The following is a 15,788-nucleotide window of genomic DNA, read 5'->3' on the forward strand; positions in this document are numbered from 1 at the left end:
AAGCAGACCGAGAAGGCCGGCTTCTCCACCCAGGAGAAGGCGATCGACCGCCTCACGACGGTCTACCAGGAGAAGAATGCCGCTCCCAGGAACCAGAGCAAGGCCGAGCGCATCAGAAGTACGGCGCGATGCAGTTCCGCGAGTACACCGCGGAGTGGAAGGCCGGCCAGCGCGACCTCGCCGAGTCCTCACTCCGCACCCTGGAGTCCCTCCTCGAGAACCACATCTTGCCCACCCTCGGCAGCCGCCGCATGACCACCTTCGACCACAAAGTCATCGACGGCTTCATCCGCACCATGGAACGCAACGGCGCCGGCCTCGCCACCCAGTCCAACGCCTTCGACAAGGTGAAGTCCGTCCTCCTGGACGCCTACCCCCTCGGCATCTACACCGAGAACCCCGTCCTGGGCGTCAAGCCCCCGCAGTACGACCCGGAACGCGCGGTGATCCCCTCCCCCGCCCAGCTCCGCGACATACGCACCGCCGGCGACGACCGCTTCCTCCTGATCGCCGACCTCATGAGCGGCTGCGGCATGCGCAACGGCGAAGCCTTCGCCGTCAACATCAACATCAACATCAACAACCTTGTCGCGAGCGACGTCTACCGCATCACCGAACAGGTCAACCAGACCACCAAGACCTACGGCCGCCTCAAGCACCGCAAGCCCACCGACTACCGCGACGTCCCCCTCCCGGCCCGCGTCCGCGAGACGATCGAGTGGTACGCCGACATACACGGCACGGTCGACGGCTACCTCCTCCGCCACCCCATGGACCCAACAAAGCCGTTCCTCGCGTACTACCTCCAGAACCAGTGGCAGCGCATCAAGCGTGCCGACGAGGTCGACATCCCCCACGGCATGGTGATCTACAGCCTCCGCCACTTCTTCGCGTCGAACTGCCTCACCAACGGCATCCCCATCACCGACGTCGCCGAATGGATGGGACACAAGAGCCTCGACATCACCTTCAAGATCTACCGCCACCTCATGCCCGGCTCCATCGGCAAAGCCGCGAAGATCCTGGACGTCGGTCTGGCGGCTTGACCGGCGACGCTCAGGAGGAGGCGCCCTAGTCGATCCCTCGCTTGCATACTCCACCAACCAAGGAGGTCGCACATGTTTTCGGCATATGCGCCGAGGAGATAACCATCCCAATACTGCGCGCACGCCAGCAGGGGGTGTCATGAAGTACGACCTGTCCGGTCGCTTGGTGGTAGGGATCGCCTCCAGTGCACTGTTCGACCTCACCGACTGCGATGCAGTGTTTCGAGAACGAGGAGAGGACGCCTACCGCGCTTACCAAGAGGCCCACGTGAAAGATGTGTTGACCAAGGGCGTTGCCTTCCCTTTCGTCCGGCGCCTGCTGTCGTTGAACGACCTGGCGGAACCATCCGACTCGCTGGTTGAGGTCATCATCCTGTCGCGAAACGACCCCGACACAGGCCTACGGGTCATGCGTTCGATCGAAGCGCACAACCTGCCCATCAGCCGAGCCGTCTTTCAGCAGGGACGGTCGTCACACAGGTTCATGCCGGCACTGAACATGTCGTTGTTCCTGTCTGCCAATGGGGCTGACGTTCATGAGGCGGTGGCAGACGGAATGCCAGCGGGTCACGTGCTTGAGACAGCGCGGGTCGATGACGAGACCGACCCTGAACTGCGCATCGCTTTCGACTTCGACGGCGTACTGGCGGGTGACTCAGCCGAGCGGATCTTCCAGAACGCCGGCATCGACGCGTTCCGTGCGCACGAGGTCCGCAATGCGACCACACCTCACGATCCAGGACCGCTGGGCGAGTTCCTCTCCGGCATCAACCGCATCCAGCGCCGCGAAGAGGACGAGCGCCGCAAGAATCCCGGGTATCAGCCCCGCCTTCGAGTGTCCCTGGTCACCGCTCGGGACGCCCCTGCACATGAGCGTGCCGTGCGGAGCCTCAAGCAGTGGGGGCTACGGGTCAATGACGCCTTCTTCCTCGGCGGCATCGAAAAGGCTCCCGTCATCGGTGCCCTGGATCCGCACATCTTCTTCGACGACCAGGTCTCCCACCTGAATGGCACCGCACCGGCCACACCCAGCGTGCACATACCGTTCGGAGTCGTCAATGCGCCCTCATGAGTGCGCTGCGTACCAGGCGTTGGTGCCTTCACCAGAACGCTGGAACTAGCTGAAGCAGCGGATACGCATGCAACCCGAACGAACCGGTCTGCGCGGGAGTCGAGCTTCCCAATCCGAAGGGCTGCGTCAATCTTTTTGGGCACGTGCCCCATCCTCCCTGATAGCTCACAACGGAGCGGCAGAGAAGTCAGAACGGTTCACTAGCTGGGGCGGCGCCCACTGTGCCGCCCTGGACCTAGGCTGTCGGAACGTGGGCGGCACGCAGTATGCAGGCGCGTATGTCATGCGTCGTGTTCTTGAGAGGCTGACAACAGCGCGTCGGTCAGGAGGGGATTTTCTTCCGGGTCCCCGGTCGGTGTCAGTGGGTGGTCGGCGAAGGCCACCCGGGAACCGAGGTTGAGCTTTCGCAGGGCGCGTGCCACATGTTGCTCGACGGTACGGCAGGACAGCACGAGCAGTTCGGCTATCTGAGGGTTGGTCATCCCTTGCCCCGCCAGTGTCGCCACTTCCTTCTCCCTGGGGGAGAGTTCCTGCCCGTACCCCTTTCTGCCTCTTCGGGAACCTTCGTGCTGGCGCAGGTGACGTTGGCACCGGGCGATGTCGTGTGTGGTGCCGAGAGCGGTGTACAGGGCGAGGGCGGCGCTGAGTTGGGCCGCCGCCGCCATGCGGTCGTCGGCGTCGGTGAAGCAGTGGGCGGCGGCTTCGTAGGCTGCGGCGGCAGCGGCGGGGTGGGGGAGCTTTTCGTAGTGGCGGGCTGCCCGGACGTAGTGCGCGGCGGCTGCGGAAACCGCTCCGCTTGCTTGGGCCAATGCGCCGTGGCCGGCGTGGGCGGCGGCTGTGGCCAGGGGGGCTTCTTTGCCGGTGAGGCCGCTCCCGAATTCATCCAGAAGCTCCGTGGCGTCGTCGGTACGGTTGCCGCGTACGAATGCCCGGACCGCAATCGGGACGAGTTCCGCGCCCCAGATCCAGTTCCCTTTCTCGCGTAGGCGTGAGAGCGCCTGGTCCGCTTCCCAGCAGGCCGCGGCCGTACGGCCTTGCGTCAGCAGCGCCGATGCCCGGCCCGCGCGTGCGGAGGCCACCACGGGCACGTTGTGCGGAGCGGTTCGCAACGCTGCGTCGAAGTGGTGCACGGCGGCTGCCCGGGCGCCCTGCCACAGGGACAGCCACCCTGTCGCCAGCCAGGCGTCAGCGGCCAGGAACTCCCTCTCCCCGGCCAGGGCGATGACGCGGTCGGCGGCATGCGGGAGGTCCGCCCACCTGCCGGTGGCGGCACTGAGCCGTAGCGAGGTGCCGTCACCGAGCATCGACAGGAACGTCTCCTTCCCGCCGGAGAGTTTTCTGCCCTCCACCAGAAAGGCGTGCGCGCGGTCGTAGTGCCCGTTCCATGTCGCGGAGTCGGCGAGGTTGAAGTACGCCCGTGTGCGCTGCGTCGTCGAGGGGAGGGTGCGTTCCAGCTCGGCGATGTCCGACCACACCCGGGGGTCACCCATCAGCATCCGCGCGGAGAGCCGGTTGGTGTGCACTGCCGCGATCGTCTCGGCGTCCGCGCTGTCGCTCAGGGCGCACTCGGCCCGGTGCAGCCAGTGCATGTGGGTCTCGACCGGTCCCGTTCCGAAGCTGGGCAGGGCCAGCGCCGCCATGCCGCGTGCGGCGAGTTCGGGTCGTTCGCGCAGGTCGGTCACGGCGGCTTCGATCTCGGTCCGCCCCGCCTCGAGTTCACCGGCCTGGTTGATGAGCCAGCGTCCCAGGTTGAGGCGCACTTCCCCTCTGGCCACCGAGGACAGGCAGTCCTGTCGCAGTATTGAGCGCAGGTGGTCGATGGTGCCGGCCGAGGTGATGCCGTCGAGGACCGCACGGCTGAGCCGGACGGCGAACAGATCACGGGCGTGGGCGGGCAACGCGGTTTCGGTCAGGGCCCTTTCGAGCAGGGCGACGGCGACCGTCGCGTCCCCGGCGCCCATCTCCTGGTCGACAGCGGTCAGGGTGTGCCGGACCCACGCCGCCGCATCACCGCTCTGCCGGTAGTGGTGGGCGAGCCGGGCCGGTCGGCAGTCACTGCATTGGGCCAGCAGTTCCGCGGCCCGGGCGTGCAGTCGCGTTCTCAGTGGACCGGGGATCGTGGTGCGCACGGCCTGGGCGGCGAGGTGGTGGCGTGGCCCGTAGTGGCCGGGGGTGCGTTCGTACAGTCCTCCCGTGCCGATGGCGCGTACCACGGCGCTCGGTACCCGCCGGACCGGCAGACCGGCCACGTGCCCGAGGTCCTGCTCGGTCGCAGGTTCACCGAGTACCGCAGCGGCACGGATGACGGCGGTGGCCGCCCGCCCGGAGGCCGTCAGCAGGTCCTGTACGGCGTCCAGCAGAAGCGAAGGCGTCTCGATGTCGTCGAGCAACGACGGGGTCAGCGCCGTCGGACGCAGTGCCCGTACACCGCGTGCGACCTCTTGGACCCACAGCGGGTTGCCCGCGCTGCGCGCGTGCAGTTCGGCCGCGAAGTCCTCGGGCACCCCCGGCGTGCCGAGCACATGCGCGGCGAGCCGGCCCACCTGGGCGGCGTCCATCGGCTCAAGGCGTATGCGGGTGCCCACCTTCAGGGCTGAGTAGTTCCCCGGGAGTGAGCCACTGGGCCTGCGGCACGTCAGCACGAGCACGACCCCGGGCGGGGGCTCCGAGCAGAGGTACTGCAAAAGATCCCACGTCTCGCGGTCGGACCGGTGCACGTCCTCGATCACGACCACCGCGGGACCCAGCTGAACCAGCAGTTCGCGAAACGCACGGAAGATCCGAGACCGCCGGACGGATTCCTCGGTGACCGAACAGGTGCTCACCGGCAGGCCCGCGAGCTCCGGCAGGAGTTCGCGCAGGCTTCCCACGAGCGGACTGAACCCCCTGGTGTCGAGCCGGCCCGCTCCTCGTCGTACGGCCTCGATCACCGGCCCGTAGGGAAGAGGAACCCGCATCGGCGGACAGACCCCCTCCAGCACAGGCTGGTCGTCCATCGACGGGTGACGAAGCAACTCCTGGACGAGACGGGATTTGCCCGACCCGGCCTCGCCTTCGATCAACACGGTCTCCGGGGAGCGGCGCACCGCCCTCAGCAGCCGGTCGAGCTCTGCGGATCTGTCGTTGCACAAGCCCGTCCGTGCCTCCGTGGCAATTCTGGGTGGCACCATGCGCGGACTTTAATCCCCGCCGCCCGGTGGCACAAGGCACGTCCGCACCTGCTGTTTCTTGCGTATACCCACCTATTGAGCGGGCCATTGCCGCAGGGCGGCCGTGCGCCCATGGTTCTGGATGTTCGACGGCGCCACCCCTCCTCGTGGCCGACGTCGACGCACCACTCCCCTATGTGCCGCCATCTCTGGCATGCCCCCCTCAAGGAGAAACGTGAAGAAGAACTCCGCGGGACGCAAAAGGCTCACGCTCTGTCTCGCCACGCTTCTCGCTGCGGCGGCGACAACGGTCTGGACACCCTCCGCGTTCGCCGGCGCCGAGCCGTCCCCCACGCCGGACAAGCTGCTCAGCGTCGACGGCGGGACGCAGGTCAAGGACCGCTACATCGTCCAGCTCAACGACGGCACCACCCAGGTGTCCACCACAACGGCACAGAAGCTGGCGGGCAAGTACGGCGGCCAGGCCAGGCACACCTACAACCACGCACTGCGCGGGTTCTCCGCGCAGATGAGCGAGAGCGAGGCGGCCAAGCTGGCCGCTGACCCGACGGTGAAGTACGTCGCACCGGTCCAGATCGGCCACTCCTCCGCGACCCAGACGAACCCTCCATCGTGGGGGCTGGACCGGATCGACCAGAAGGCCCTGCCGCTCGACAAGAAGTACACGTACAGCAGCACCGCGAGCAACGTCACGGCCTACGTAGTCGACAGCGGCATCCGCATGAGCCACCAGGACTTCGGCGGACGGGCCAAGAGCGGCTACGACTTCGTCGACAACGACAGCAACGCCAGCGACTGCCTGGGCCACGGCACGCACGTCGCCGGCACGGTCGGGGGCTCGACGTACGGGGTCGCCAAGGGCGTCAAGCTCGTCTCCGTCCGCATCCTCGACTGCAACGACAGCAGCACCACGGAGCAGGCGCTCAACGGCATCGAGTGGGTCACCAAGAACGCCGTGAAGCCCGCGGTGGCCAATATGAGCCTGCAGTTCGGCAGCAACGACACCGTCGTGGAGGGGGCGCTCAAGAAGTCCATAGCCTCCGGTGTGACGTGGTCGCTGTCGGCCAACAACTTCGACAGCGACGCCTGCCAGTCATCGCCGGCGAAGCTGCCCGAAGCGATCACTGTCGGAAACACCGACAACTCCGACAAGCGTAACTCGAACTCGAACTACGGCTCCTGCCTGGACATCTGGGCCCCAGGTACGAACATCGTCTCAGCCAGTCACCAGAACGACACCGGCACCCGCACGATGACCGGTACGTCGATGGCCGCCCCGCACGTGGCCGGCGCCGCAGCCCTGTACCTGGCCGACCACCCCAGTGCCACCCCGCAGCAGACGCGCGACGCGCTGGTCGCACAGGCCAGCACCGTCACCATCGGTGACGCCAAGGCAGGCTCGCCGAACAAGCTCCTCAACACCAACTCCGGCACCACGGACCCCGACCCGACGACCTGCCCCGCGGTCACCAGCACCACCCGCGTGAACATCCCCGACAACGCGCCCGCCGTCACCAGCCCGGTCACCATCTCCGGCTGCTCCGGCCAGGCGTCCTCCACCACCGCGGTCACCGTCGACATCACCCACACCTTCCGCGGTGACGTCGTCCTCGACCTGGTCGCCCCCGACGGCTCCACCTACCGCCTGAAGAACTCCTCGGCCTCCGACTCCGCCGACAACATCCTCGCCACCTACACCGTCAACGCGTCCTCCGAGGCCCGCAACGGAACCTGGAAGCTCCGCGCCCAGGATGTCGCCGCCAACGACTCCGGCTTCATCAACTCCTGGAAGCTCACCGTCTGACCTGACCGACGCCCCGGAAACCCCGCATCGAGCGGGCGCCGCCTCCGCAAGACGTGAACCCCGCGTCCATCGGATGAAGGGAAGGCGCTGAAGCGGCGACAACAGTTCCGCTCCGGCCAGAGCCGGGTACCGCCCGCCAACCATGGGTGGTGCCCGGCCCGCCCTCTCGTACAAGCCGTTCGGTGCAGCGTGTGTCACGAGGCGGCCGGGGCCTCTCTCCAAGCCCTCACCATCCCCTGTGCGAAGGAGCGCCCACTGTGGCCGTCAGCGTCTTCGATCTCTTCTCCATCGGCATCGGGCCGTCCAGTTCACACACGGTTGGCCCCATGCGAGCGGCTAACACGTTCGTGCACCAGCTCAGGGACCACGGACTTCTCGCAGCCACTGCAGCGGTGCGGACAGACCTTTTCGGTTCGCTGGGGGCGACCGGCCATGGCCACGGCACGCCCAAGGCAGTCCTGCTGGGCCTGGAAGGTAACTCGCCACAAACGGTCGACGTCGCAACTGCAGACGAGAAAGTGGAGAAGATTCGATCCGGCAAAAGCCTCAACCTGCTGGGCACGTATCCGATCGACTTCGACGTCAACGAACAACTACTTCTCCACCGCCGCACGTCTCTGCCGTACCACCCCAACGGCATGACACTCATCGCATACGGTGCCGACGGCGTCGTCCTGCTTCAGAAGACGTACTACTCGGTCGGTGGCGGCTTCATCGTGGACGAGAGCGCAGTCGACGCGGACCGGACCAAGCTCGACGACACCGTCCCGAAATACCCATTCCGCACCGGTGGCGACCTGCTGCGCCTCACCCGGGAGACTGGTCAACCGATCTCCGCACTGGTATGGGAGAACGAGAAGGTCTGGCGGAGCGAGCCGGAGATCCGCGACGGGCTACTCGATATCTGGCGTGTGATGCAGGCATGCACGGAACGCGGCATGTCTCACGGCGGCACCCTGCCCGGCGGGCTCAAGGTCCGCCGCCGCGCCGCCGCCGCTGCGCAAGCTCTGCGCTCCGAGGGAGACCCCGACGCGCACGCCATGGAGTGGGTCACGCTCTACGCGATGGCCGTGAACGAGGAGAACGCCGCCGGCGGGCGGGTAGTGACCGCCCCGACCAACGGTGCTGCCGGAATCATCCCGGCCGTCCTGCACTACTACACCAATTTCGTACCTGGTGCGGATGAACGGGGCATCATCCGCCTCCTGCTCACAGCGGGAGCCATCGGCATGCTCTTCAAGGAAAACGCCTCCATCTCCGGCGCCGAGGTCGGCTGCCAGGGCGAGGTCGGCTCGGCCTGCTCGATGGCGGCCGGTGCCCTGGCCGAGGTCCTGGGCGGCTCCCCCGAGCAGGTGGAGAACGCCGCCGAGATCGGCATGGAGCACAACCTGGGCCTCACCTGCGACCCCGTCGGCGGTCTCGTCCAGATCCCCTGCATCGAACGCAACGGAATAGCGGCGGTGAAGGCCATCACGGCAGCCAAAATGGCATTGCGCGGCGACGGCAGCCACAAAGTCTCCCTCGACCACGTCATCAAGACCATGAAGCAGACCGGTGCAGACATGTCATTCAAGTACAAGGAAACTGCCCGCGGGGGCCTCGCCGTCAACATCATCGAATGCTGATATCGGGCACCATAGAACTCAACCAGACGGGCGCAACCATGATTGAGGCGACCTCGATCTTCTCCCTCCCCGCAACACCCGAGTCCGTACCCGAAGGTCGCAACCGCATCCGGGATACGCTGCGCTCATGGGAACTCCCATGCAACGAAGACCTGAATCTCAAATTGGCCCTGGTCGCCTCCGAACTCCTTACCAACGCCGTACGCCACGCGGGCGGGCAAATGACTATCTGCCTGGACCTAGACACGGACCGCCTCATCCTCAGCGTGCACGACAGCTCGCCAACCACACCCACCCTCCGAAGGACCCCACCGGACGTCTGGGGCGAGGACAACCGGGGTCTCACCCTCATCGATGCGTACTCGTATACGCACGGTGTCGAGCGCACCCCCGCAGGAAAACGGTGCTGGGCCGTGCTCCCTCTTCCCACCGAGCTGCTACTGGCAGAAGGCCGCAGAACCGCGGGAGGCACGGATACCTCGCGGTGGGTTGTCGAGCCCGCCGGAACCGCCCTCCTCGCGGTAATCCGTCGCACCGCGAGGAATGTCGACATGCAGCCGGCCGGGTGTGCTGAAGGACGACCATCCGACACGGACCCTGGACGCGATCGCCCCCCTGGGACATCGCGCCCGGGGCCGTTCGTGTGAGCGGCGAGAAAATCGATCTCCCGCATATCAGCGGCGGCGTGCCCGCCCGACAGGTCGGAACCACCAGGGCTGGCACGCACGCGGAGAGGAAACGGTGTCATGGGAGGAGGCCGTCGCAGTCAAGGAGTTTGAAGCTAGGTATGTTGACATAGGTATTTAGGCATACTTATATTGCCTGTGTGGCCACCCCCAGCGCGTCCGAGCAGGACATCCGGCAGATCGCGTCAGCGATGTCGGCCGTCCTGCCCGCGCTGAACCGGGCACTCGACCGGCGACTGGCCCAGGACTTTCCGCACCCCAAGCCGCCCGAGAGCCAGCTGGCGCTCCTGCGGCTCGTCGGCGAGCGTGACGGTGTGACGGTGCGCGAGGCCGCCGACGTCCTGCTGATGAAGCCGAACAACGTGAGCGCCCTGGTCACCCAGCTGGCGGGCCAGGGGCTGCTGGAGCGCAGGCAGGACCCCGCGGACAAGCGGGTCGCGCATCTGCACCTGACGGCCGAGGCCCGGCAGCGGCTCGACGAGGTCGGGAGCCTCGTGGACGGGTACCTCGTCGAGGCGCTGCACACCCTCACCGACGGGGATCTCGACGCCATCGGGTCCGTACTCGGCGCGCTCCAGGGCTTGGCGCGGCACATTCACCCCGCCGCCCACTGACGGCGCTCGCGTACCCGCGCCCCGTCGACCTCCATCTGTACGAGGAAGCAAGGCACCTCCATGTCCTCCACTGCCGTGGACAGCTCTTCCCTGCCCGCACACATCCGGCCTGCCGCTCCGGTGGGCCGCCGCGCCAATCCCTGGCTGACGCTCGTCGCCGTCGCCTTCGGCCTGTTCATGGTCGGTCTGGACGGCTCCGTCGTCGCGATCGCCAACCCGGAGATCGGCCGGGACCTGAACGCGTCCACCGCTGACCTGCAATGGGTCACCAACTCCTACCTGCTGGCGCTGGCCGCAGCCCTGATACTCGGCGGGAAGCTCGGTGACCGCTTCGGCCGGCGCACCTTCTACCTGGTCGGCGTCGTCGGCTTCACGCTCGCGTCGGTCGCCATCGGCCTGGCCGGGTCGATCGAGGGCGTCATCGCCTTCCGGGCCGTACAGGGCTTCTTCGGCGCGCTGCTGATGCCCAACACGCTCGGGCTGCTGCGCGCGGTGTTCCCGCCGAAGAAGTTCGGCATGGCCGTGGGCATCTGGGCGATGGTGTCGTCGGTGTCCACCGCGCTCGGCCCCATCGTCGGCGGTCTGCTCGTCGAGCACGTCAGCTGGGAGTCCGTCTTCTACATCAACGCTCCGATCGGCGTCGTCGCGCTCGTCCTCAGCGCACTGGTCCTGCCGCAGAGCAAGAACGCCTCCGGCGACCAGCGGTTCGACGTCCCCGGCGTGATCCTGCTCGCGGTCGGACTGCTCGTCGTCGTGTTCGGCGTGGTCAAGGGCGAGACGTGGGGCTGGAGTTCCGGCTCGACGCTGGGCGCGCTCGCCGCCGGCCTCGCGATCCTCCTGGTGTTCGGCTGGTACGAAACCCGTGTGGAGCACCCGTTGCTGCCCATGCGGCTGTTCCACAGCCGTGCGCTGACCATCGGCACGATCATCACGGCGATCAACTTCTTCGTCCTGCTCGGCGTGATCTTCTTCGTGATGCTGTACCTCCAGAACGTACGCGGCTTCACCCCCGTCGAAGCGGGCGTGCGCACCCTGCCGCTGAGCCTGGCCTCCGTGATCGCCTCGCCGCTGGGCGCGAAGCTCACCGAGAAATACGGCGCCGGACTGTCCATGCCGCTCGGCATGGTGCTGCAAGGCGGCGCCGCCTTTGGCGTACTCGCATGGGGCGTGGACTCGCCGTACGTCGCCATGTGGCCGCCCTTCATCGCCCTGGGCCTCGGCGTGGGCATGGTCATGGCCGCCTCCTCCGACGCCATCGTGGGCAACTCCCCCGTCAAGGACGCCGGTGTCGCCGGCGGGCTCCAGGCCACCGCCCTCCAGATCGGCGGCGCGCTGGGCACCTCCGTACTCGTGTCCCTGATCAGCAGCCGGGTCAACTCGACCCTGACCGCCGAACTCACCTCCGCCGGGGTGCCCGCGCCCATGGCAGAAAGCCTGCACGAGGCCAAGGACGCGGTGGCCATGGGCATCTCACCGGTCTCCGGTGACATGCCGGCCCGGCTGAAGGCCGCGGTGATCGAGGGCAGCGGCCAGGCATTCATCAACGGAGTCCACACCGCCGCGCTCGTCACCGGCACCCTGTGCGTCATCGGCGCCACCCTCGCCGCAGCCGGCGTACGACGCAACCCCGAGGGCGCCCGTCACTGAGGGGGCGACGGGGCCGGACCGCCCGGCTGGGCCCGGCGAGCCGCGAGAACGGCGGCTCGCGCCCGGCCGGGCCGATCCCATGCACCCCTTGCCGATCAACACCGGCGGCTGCGATACCGCCCTTTGTTGACGGTCCACACGACGCGCGCCCGATCCGGGACAGACCGACGGCGGACCGCAGCCCCGGAAGGGGAACTCACCTGGAGCGGAACCCAGCAGCCGAAGAGCCCAGGACCAGACCTGTCGGTATGACGCGCCTCCGACGGCCGACGCGCCCGGACTTTCCCTCCAGATATCTAACTACTCGTCAGTAGAGTCAGCAAAGGGTCAGCATTCGTTCGACCAGACGTGACCACAGCCTGCTCTACATGAGACTCGACCTCAAGATCACGAATCTCTCCAGAGAGCCCGTCGGCTCCAGCCAGGCGACTGAAAGCGGAAGGAGATCACTCCCACTCCGTCCGGCTCACCCCTTGCTGCATCAGCGCAGTTCAGCGCACCCTTCCCCTAGGCTTCAGGCGAGTTGGGGGAAGTTCCGGGGCAGGAATCGGAGCACCGTCGTAGCCCTTGACCTCGCCGTAGCGGGTGCCGTTCATCCACTCTTCGCGGAAGCCTGCGATATCCTCTTGGGACCGTCCGATCCAGTTCCAGAACATGACGATCTCCTCCTCGAACGGCTCGCCGCCCAGCAGCATCAGCCCGGCGTCCGAGGCCGCCCGCAGGGGGAGTTCGGTGCGGCCGCAGCCCAGGTAGAGCATGGAGCCCGGGAGGACCGGGACGCCGTCCACGTGGGCTTCGCCCGACATCGACAGGACCGCGTACTCGAAGTCCGGGTCCAGCGGGAGCCGGGTTTCCGTGCCCGCCGCGAGGGCCAGGTCCGCGCCGACGATCGGGGTGTACGCCGTGCCCGGTGAGGTCGCCGTGTCCAGGGTGCCCAGGATGACCGTCGCGGTCAGGCCGGGGGCCGTCACCTGCGGGAGGTCCGCGTGGTGCTGGAAGTGGGGTTCCACGTCGCGGTGGGCGTCCGGGAGGGCCACCCACAGCTGGGCGCCGTGCAGGAACCGGGCGTGCGGGCGCGGGCTCTCCTCCGAGTGGGAGATGCCGCGGCCCGAGGTCATCAGGCCCAGTTCGCGAGGGCGGACCGTGGCGAGGCTGCCGACGCTGTCGCGGTGCAGGACCTCGCCCTCGTGGAGCCAGCTCACCGTCTGCAGGCCGGAGTGCGGATGCGGCGCGACCTGCATGCCCGGCTCGTCCGCGATGTCGTCCGGGCCGTAGTGGTCCACGAAGCACCACGCGCCGACCATGCGGCGGCCCAGGTTCGGCAGGAGTCGGCGGACCTCGGTGGACTCCCCCAGCTTGACGGTGCGCGGGCTGAGGAGCTCGCGCACCGGTTCGGCCACGACGAATCCGCGGCCGCCGCAGGCGGAGAGAGCGGGCTGGCGATCGAGATTGCTCATGCGGACAACCTAGCCGCGCCGCACCTCCCGGGTGGGGTGGAATCTTCCACGGCCGGGGCGTGTTGGAGGCTCCGTACACACCACCCGAGTGCTGGAAGGTAGTCATGGAGGCGATCTACGCGATGGGCGAGCCGGCGGCCTACCTGGAGCAGGGCACCCCCGCCGAGCGCTGGGACCGTGCCGGGCTCTTCTTCGACGCCAAGGAGTACGCGACGGCCGCCCGCGTCCTGGAGCCGCTGGCGGAAGAGGCGCCCGAGCAGCTCGCCCCGCGTCTGCTGCTGGCCCGCGCCTACTACCACTCCGCCCAGCTCTCGCGCGCCGAGCGGGAGCTGCGCTCCATCCTGGAGCGCTGGCCGGTGGAGGACTACGCGCAGCTGATGCTCGGTCGCACCCTGGAGCGGCAGGGCCGGGCCGCCGAGGCGCGCCCCTACCTGCGGATCGCCGCCGCGATGGCCGGCGATTTCCCCGAGTAGGCGGCCGGGCGGCGGCCCGCCGACGTGGCCCGGTGACGTGGCCCCGGCCCCGTTGGTGCGGGGCCGGGGCTCCGGCTCGGTTAGCCTGGGTCGCATATGAACCGCCTGACCACGCCCTTCGGCTCCTACGAGCTCACCCGCTTCCCCGAGGATCCGCGCGACCGGCTCCGTGCCTGGGACGCCGCCGACGAGTACCTGCTGCACCACCTCGACTCCGGTACCGGCGAGCGAGGCCCGGTGGACCTGGCCGCCGCGGGCCAGATCACCGTGCTCGGGGACCGCTGGGGGGCGCTGACCACGGCGCTCGCCGCGTACCACCCGACGCAGATCACCGATTCCGCCCTCAGCCGGTCCTCCACCGCCGCGAACCTGGACCGTGCCGGGATCGGGACCGCCAAGAGCACGGTGACGCTGCTGACCACGCAGGACCCGCCGCCCGAGCGGATCGATGTCCTGCTGGTGCGCGTACCCAAGAGCCTGGCGCTGCTGGAGGACCAGTTGTACCGGCTGGCCCCGCACGTGCACGCGGGCACCGTCGTCGTCGGCACCGGCATGGTCAAGGAGATCCACACCTCCACGCTGCGGCTCTTCGAGAAGATCCTGGGCCCGACGAAGACCTCGCTCGCGGAGAAGAAGGCGCGGCTGATCTTCTGTACGCCGGACGCCCCCGGGGCCGTCCGACCCGTGGCCGCCGACCCGTGGCCGCTGACGTACACGGTGGACGAGGAGGCGGGCTCGGCCTCCGGTCTGACCGTCGTCAACCACGCCGGGATCTTCTGCGCCGACCGGCTGGACGTCGGCACCCGCTTCTTCCTGCAGAACCTGCCGACCAACACCGACGGCGCCCGGGTCGTCGACCTCGGCTGCGGCAACGGTGTCGTCGGCACGGCGGTGCAGGTCCACGACCCGGACGCGGAGGTCGTCTTCACCGACGAGTCGTACCAGGCGATCGCCTCGGCGCGGGCCACGTACCGGGCGAACGTGCGCGAGGGCCGGCGGACCGCCGAGTTCCACGTCGGCGACGGGGTGGCCATGCTGTCGCCCGGCTCCGCCGACCTGGTGCTGTGCAACCCGCCCTTCCACTCGCACCAGGCGACGACGGACGCGACGGCGCTGCGGATGTTCGCCCAGTCGCGCAAGGCACTGCGGCCCGGCGGCGAGCTGTGGATCGTCGCGAACCGGCACATGGGTTACCACACGCATCTGCGCCGGCTCTTCGGCAACAGCGAAGTCGTCGCGAGCGAACCGAAGTTCGTGGTGCTGCGGGCGGTCAAGCGGCGTGAGCAGTCCCACCCTATGTGACCTGCAAGTAGCTCTTATGCTTCGCCGCGTGAGCAGTCAGGCGGAGAGCGATGACACGGGCGAGAAGGACGGCGGGCGCTACCGCCGGGAGGACGTGGCCCGGGCGGCCGGCGTCAAGGTGCGCAACCTGCGCTACTACCAGGAGCGCGGGTTGCTGCCGCCGCCGCGCCGCGAGGGCCGGATCGCCTGGTACTCCGAGGACCACCTGACGCGGCTGCGGCTGATCAGCGATCTGCTGGGCCGCGGCTACACGGTCAACGGCATCGCCGAGCTGCTGCACGCCTGGGAGGGCGGCGGCGGACTGTCCGGACTGCTGGGCCTGGAACGGGAGATGACCCGGGACTGGGTGCGGGAGGAGCCGGTCACCATGACCCGGGCCGAGCTGCGGGAGCTGTTCGGGCCGACGGCCACGGCCGAAGACACCCGGCGGGCTGCGGAGTTGGGGTACGTCACGATCGAGGGGGACCTGGTCACCCACCCGAGCAGGCGGCTGCTGGACGCGACGCTCGCGCTGGTGCGGCAGGGGGTGCCGCTGGCCGAGATCCTGGACGCGGGTGACTTCGTACAGGCTCAGGCGGCCGCGCTCGCGGACCGGTTCGTCGTGCTGTTCAGGCAGCACGTGATCGGACCGGAGGGGCTGGAGCGGCTTTCGGCCACGCAGCTCCGGCACGTCACCGAGGCGGTCGCGGCGCTGCGGCCGGTGGCCGGGGAGGTCGTGGCCACGGAATTCGCGCGGGCGATGGCCCGGCGGGTGGACGCGGAGGTCGCCGAACTGCTGCGTACGGAGCAGTAGGAGTCGGCTCAAAGGGTGCGCTCGCACAACCTTGCCAACCCCCATTGGCACTCTTACATTCAACTCGTCGGTAACAACGGTGCACAGCCGAAATAAGGG

General features: G+C 68.2%; 12 protein-coding genes. 10 read left to right on the plus strand and 2 right to left on the minus strand.

The features are described 5' to 3' along the window. The first annotated feature begins 128 nt into the window (after positions 1 to 128). A complete protein-coding gene (locus OG625_RS03690) occupies positions 129 to 1,046 on the plus strand; it encodes a tyrosine-type recombinase/integrase (protein WP_329376616.1) in 918 nt (305 codons plus the stop codon). A gap of 139 nt (positions 1,047 to 1,185) precedes the next feature. Next, a complete protein-coding gene (locus tag OG625_RS03695) occupies positions 1,186 to 2,118 on the plus strand; it encodes a 5'-nucleotidase (protein ID WP_329376617.1) in 933 nt (310 codons plus the stop codon). Positions 2,119 to 2,399: 281 nt separating this feature from the next. Here the strand turns inward: OG625_RS03695 and OG625_RS03700 are convergent, their stop codons facing one another. Further along, positions 2,400 to 5,249, minus strand: a complete 2,850-nt coding sequence (locus OG625_RS03700) for an ATP-binding protein (protein WP_329376618.1) — start codon at positions 5,247 to 5,249, stop codon at positions 2,400 to 2,402. A gap of 232 nt (positions 5,250 to 5,481) precedes the next feature. On the opposite strand from OG625_RS03700, the gene OG625_RS03705 reads away from it, so the two are divergent. The 5 genes from OG625_RS03705 to OG625_RS03720 all read left to right on the plus strand — a co-directional run bounded on the left by OG625_RS03705 (position 5,482) and on the right by OG625_RS03720 (position 11,664). Next, the gene (locus OG625_RS03705; RefSeq protein ID WP_443067670.1) at positions 5,482 to 7,092 is read left to right on the plus strand and encodes a S8 family serine peptidase; all 1,611 of its coding nucleotides are present in this window, start codon (positions 5,482 to 5,484) and stop codon (positions 7,090 to 7,092) included. Positions 7,093 to 7,349: 257 nt separating this feature from the next. Then, positions 7,350 to 8,717, plus strand: a complete 1,368-nt coding sequence (locus tag OG625_RS03710; RefSeq protein WP_329376620.1) for an L-serine ammonia-lyase — start codon at positions 7,350 to 7,352, stop codon at positions 8,715 to 8,717. 38 nt (positions 8,718 to 8,755) lie between these two features. Then, on the plus strand, positions 8,756 to 9,364 hold the full coding sequence (locus OG625_RS41390) for an ATP-binding protein (protein WP_443067861.1): 609 nt from the start codon (positions 8,756 to 8,758) through the stop codon (positions 9,362 to 9,364). Between the two features lie 179 nt (positions 9,365 to 9,543). Further along, positions 9,544 to 10,017, plus strand: a complete 474-nt coding sequence (locus tag OG625_RS03715; RefSeq protein ID WP_329376621.1) for a MarR family winged helix-turn-helix transcriptional regulator — start codon at positions 9,544 to 9,546, stop codon at positions 10,015 to 10,017. Between the two features lie 60 nt (positions 10,018 to 10,077). Then, positions 10,078 to 11,664, plus strand: a complete 1,587-nt coding sequence (locus OG625_RS03720; protein ID WP_329376622.1) for an MFS transporter — start codon at positions 10,078 to 10,080, stop codon at positions 11,662 to 11,664. A gap of 491 nt (positions 11,665 to 12,155) precedes the next feature. Here OG625_RS03720 and OG625_RS03725 read toward each other — a convergent pair whose 3' ends face one another. Then, a complete protein-coding gene (locus tag OG625_RS03725; protein ID WP_329376623.1) occupies positions 12,156 to 13,121 on the minus strand; it encodes a pirin family protein in 966 nt (321 codons plus the stop codon). Positions 13,122 to 13,225: 104 nt separating this feature from the next. Here OG625_RS03725 and OG625_RS03730 point away from each other — a divergent pair, with 104 nt between their 5' ends. From OG625_RS03730 to OG625_RS03740, 3 genes are all read left to right on the plus strand, one after another. Further along, positions 13,226 to 13,594, plus strand: a complete 369-nt coding sequence (locus tag OG625_RS03730) for a tetratricopeptide repeat protein (RefSeq protein WP_329376624.1) — start codon at positions 13,226 to 13,228, stop codon at positions 13,592 to 13,594. 105 nt (positions 13,595 to 13,699) lie between these two features. After that, on the plus strand, positions 13,700 to 14,896 hold the full coding sequence (locus tag OG625_RS03735; RefSeq protein WP_329390414.1) for a methyltransferase: 1,197 nt from the start codon (positions 13,700 to 13,702) through the stop codon (positions 14,894 to 14,896). Positions 14,897 to 14,924: 28 nt separating this feature from the next. After that, entirely contained in the window at positions 14,925 to 15,689 is a 765-nt protein-coding gene (locus tag OG625_RS03740) for a MerR family transcriptional regulator (RefSeq protein WP_329376625.1), read from the plus strand. Positions 15,690 to 15,788: the final 99 nt, after the last annotated feature.

Origin of the sequence: Streptomyces sp. NBC_01351 (assembly GCF_036237315.1) — a bacterium.
GTDB lineage: Bacteria > Actinomycetota > Actinomycetes > Streptomycetales > Streptomycetaceae > Streptomyces.

Excerpts from the sequence above, each read along its gene's own strand:
- OG625_RS03690 (WP_329376616.1), top strand. The coding sequence starts at position 129 with ATGCAGTTCCGCGAGTACACCGCGGAGTGGAAGGCCGGCCAGCGCGAC.
- OG625_RS03695 (WP_329376617.1), top strand. The coding sequence starts at position 1,186 with ATGAAGTACGACCTGTCCGGTCGCTTGGTGGTAGGGATCGCCTCCAGT.
- OG625_RS03705 (WP_443067670.1), top strand. The coding sequence starts at position 5,482 with ATGCCCCCCTCAAGGAGAAACGTGAAGAAGAACTCCGCGGGACGCAAA.
- OG625_RS41390 (WP_443067861.1), top strand. The coding sequence starts at position 8,756 with ATGATTGAGGCGACCTCGATCTTCTCCCTCCCCGCAACACCCGAGTCC.
- OG625_RS03720 (WP_329376622.1), top strand. The coding sequence starts at position 10,078 with ATGTCCTCCACTGCCGTGGACAGCTCTTCCCTGCCCGCACACATCCGG.
- OG625_RS03725 (WP_329376623.1), bottom strand. The coding sequence starts at position 13,121 with ATGAGCAATCTCGATCGCCAGCCCGCTCTCTCCGCCTGCGGCGGCCGC.
- OG625_RS03730 (WP_329376624.1), top strand. The coding sequence starts at position 13,226 with ATGGAGGCGATCTACGCGATGGGCGAGCCGGCGGCCTACCTGGAGCAG.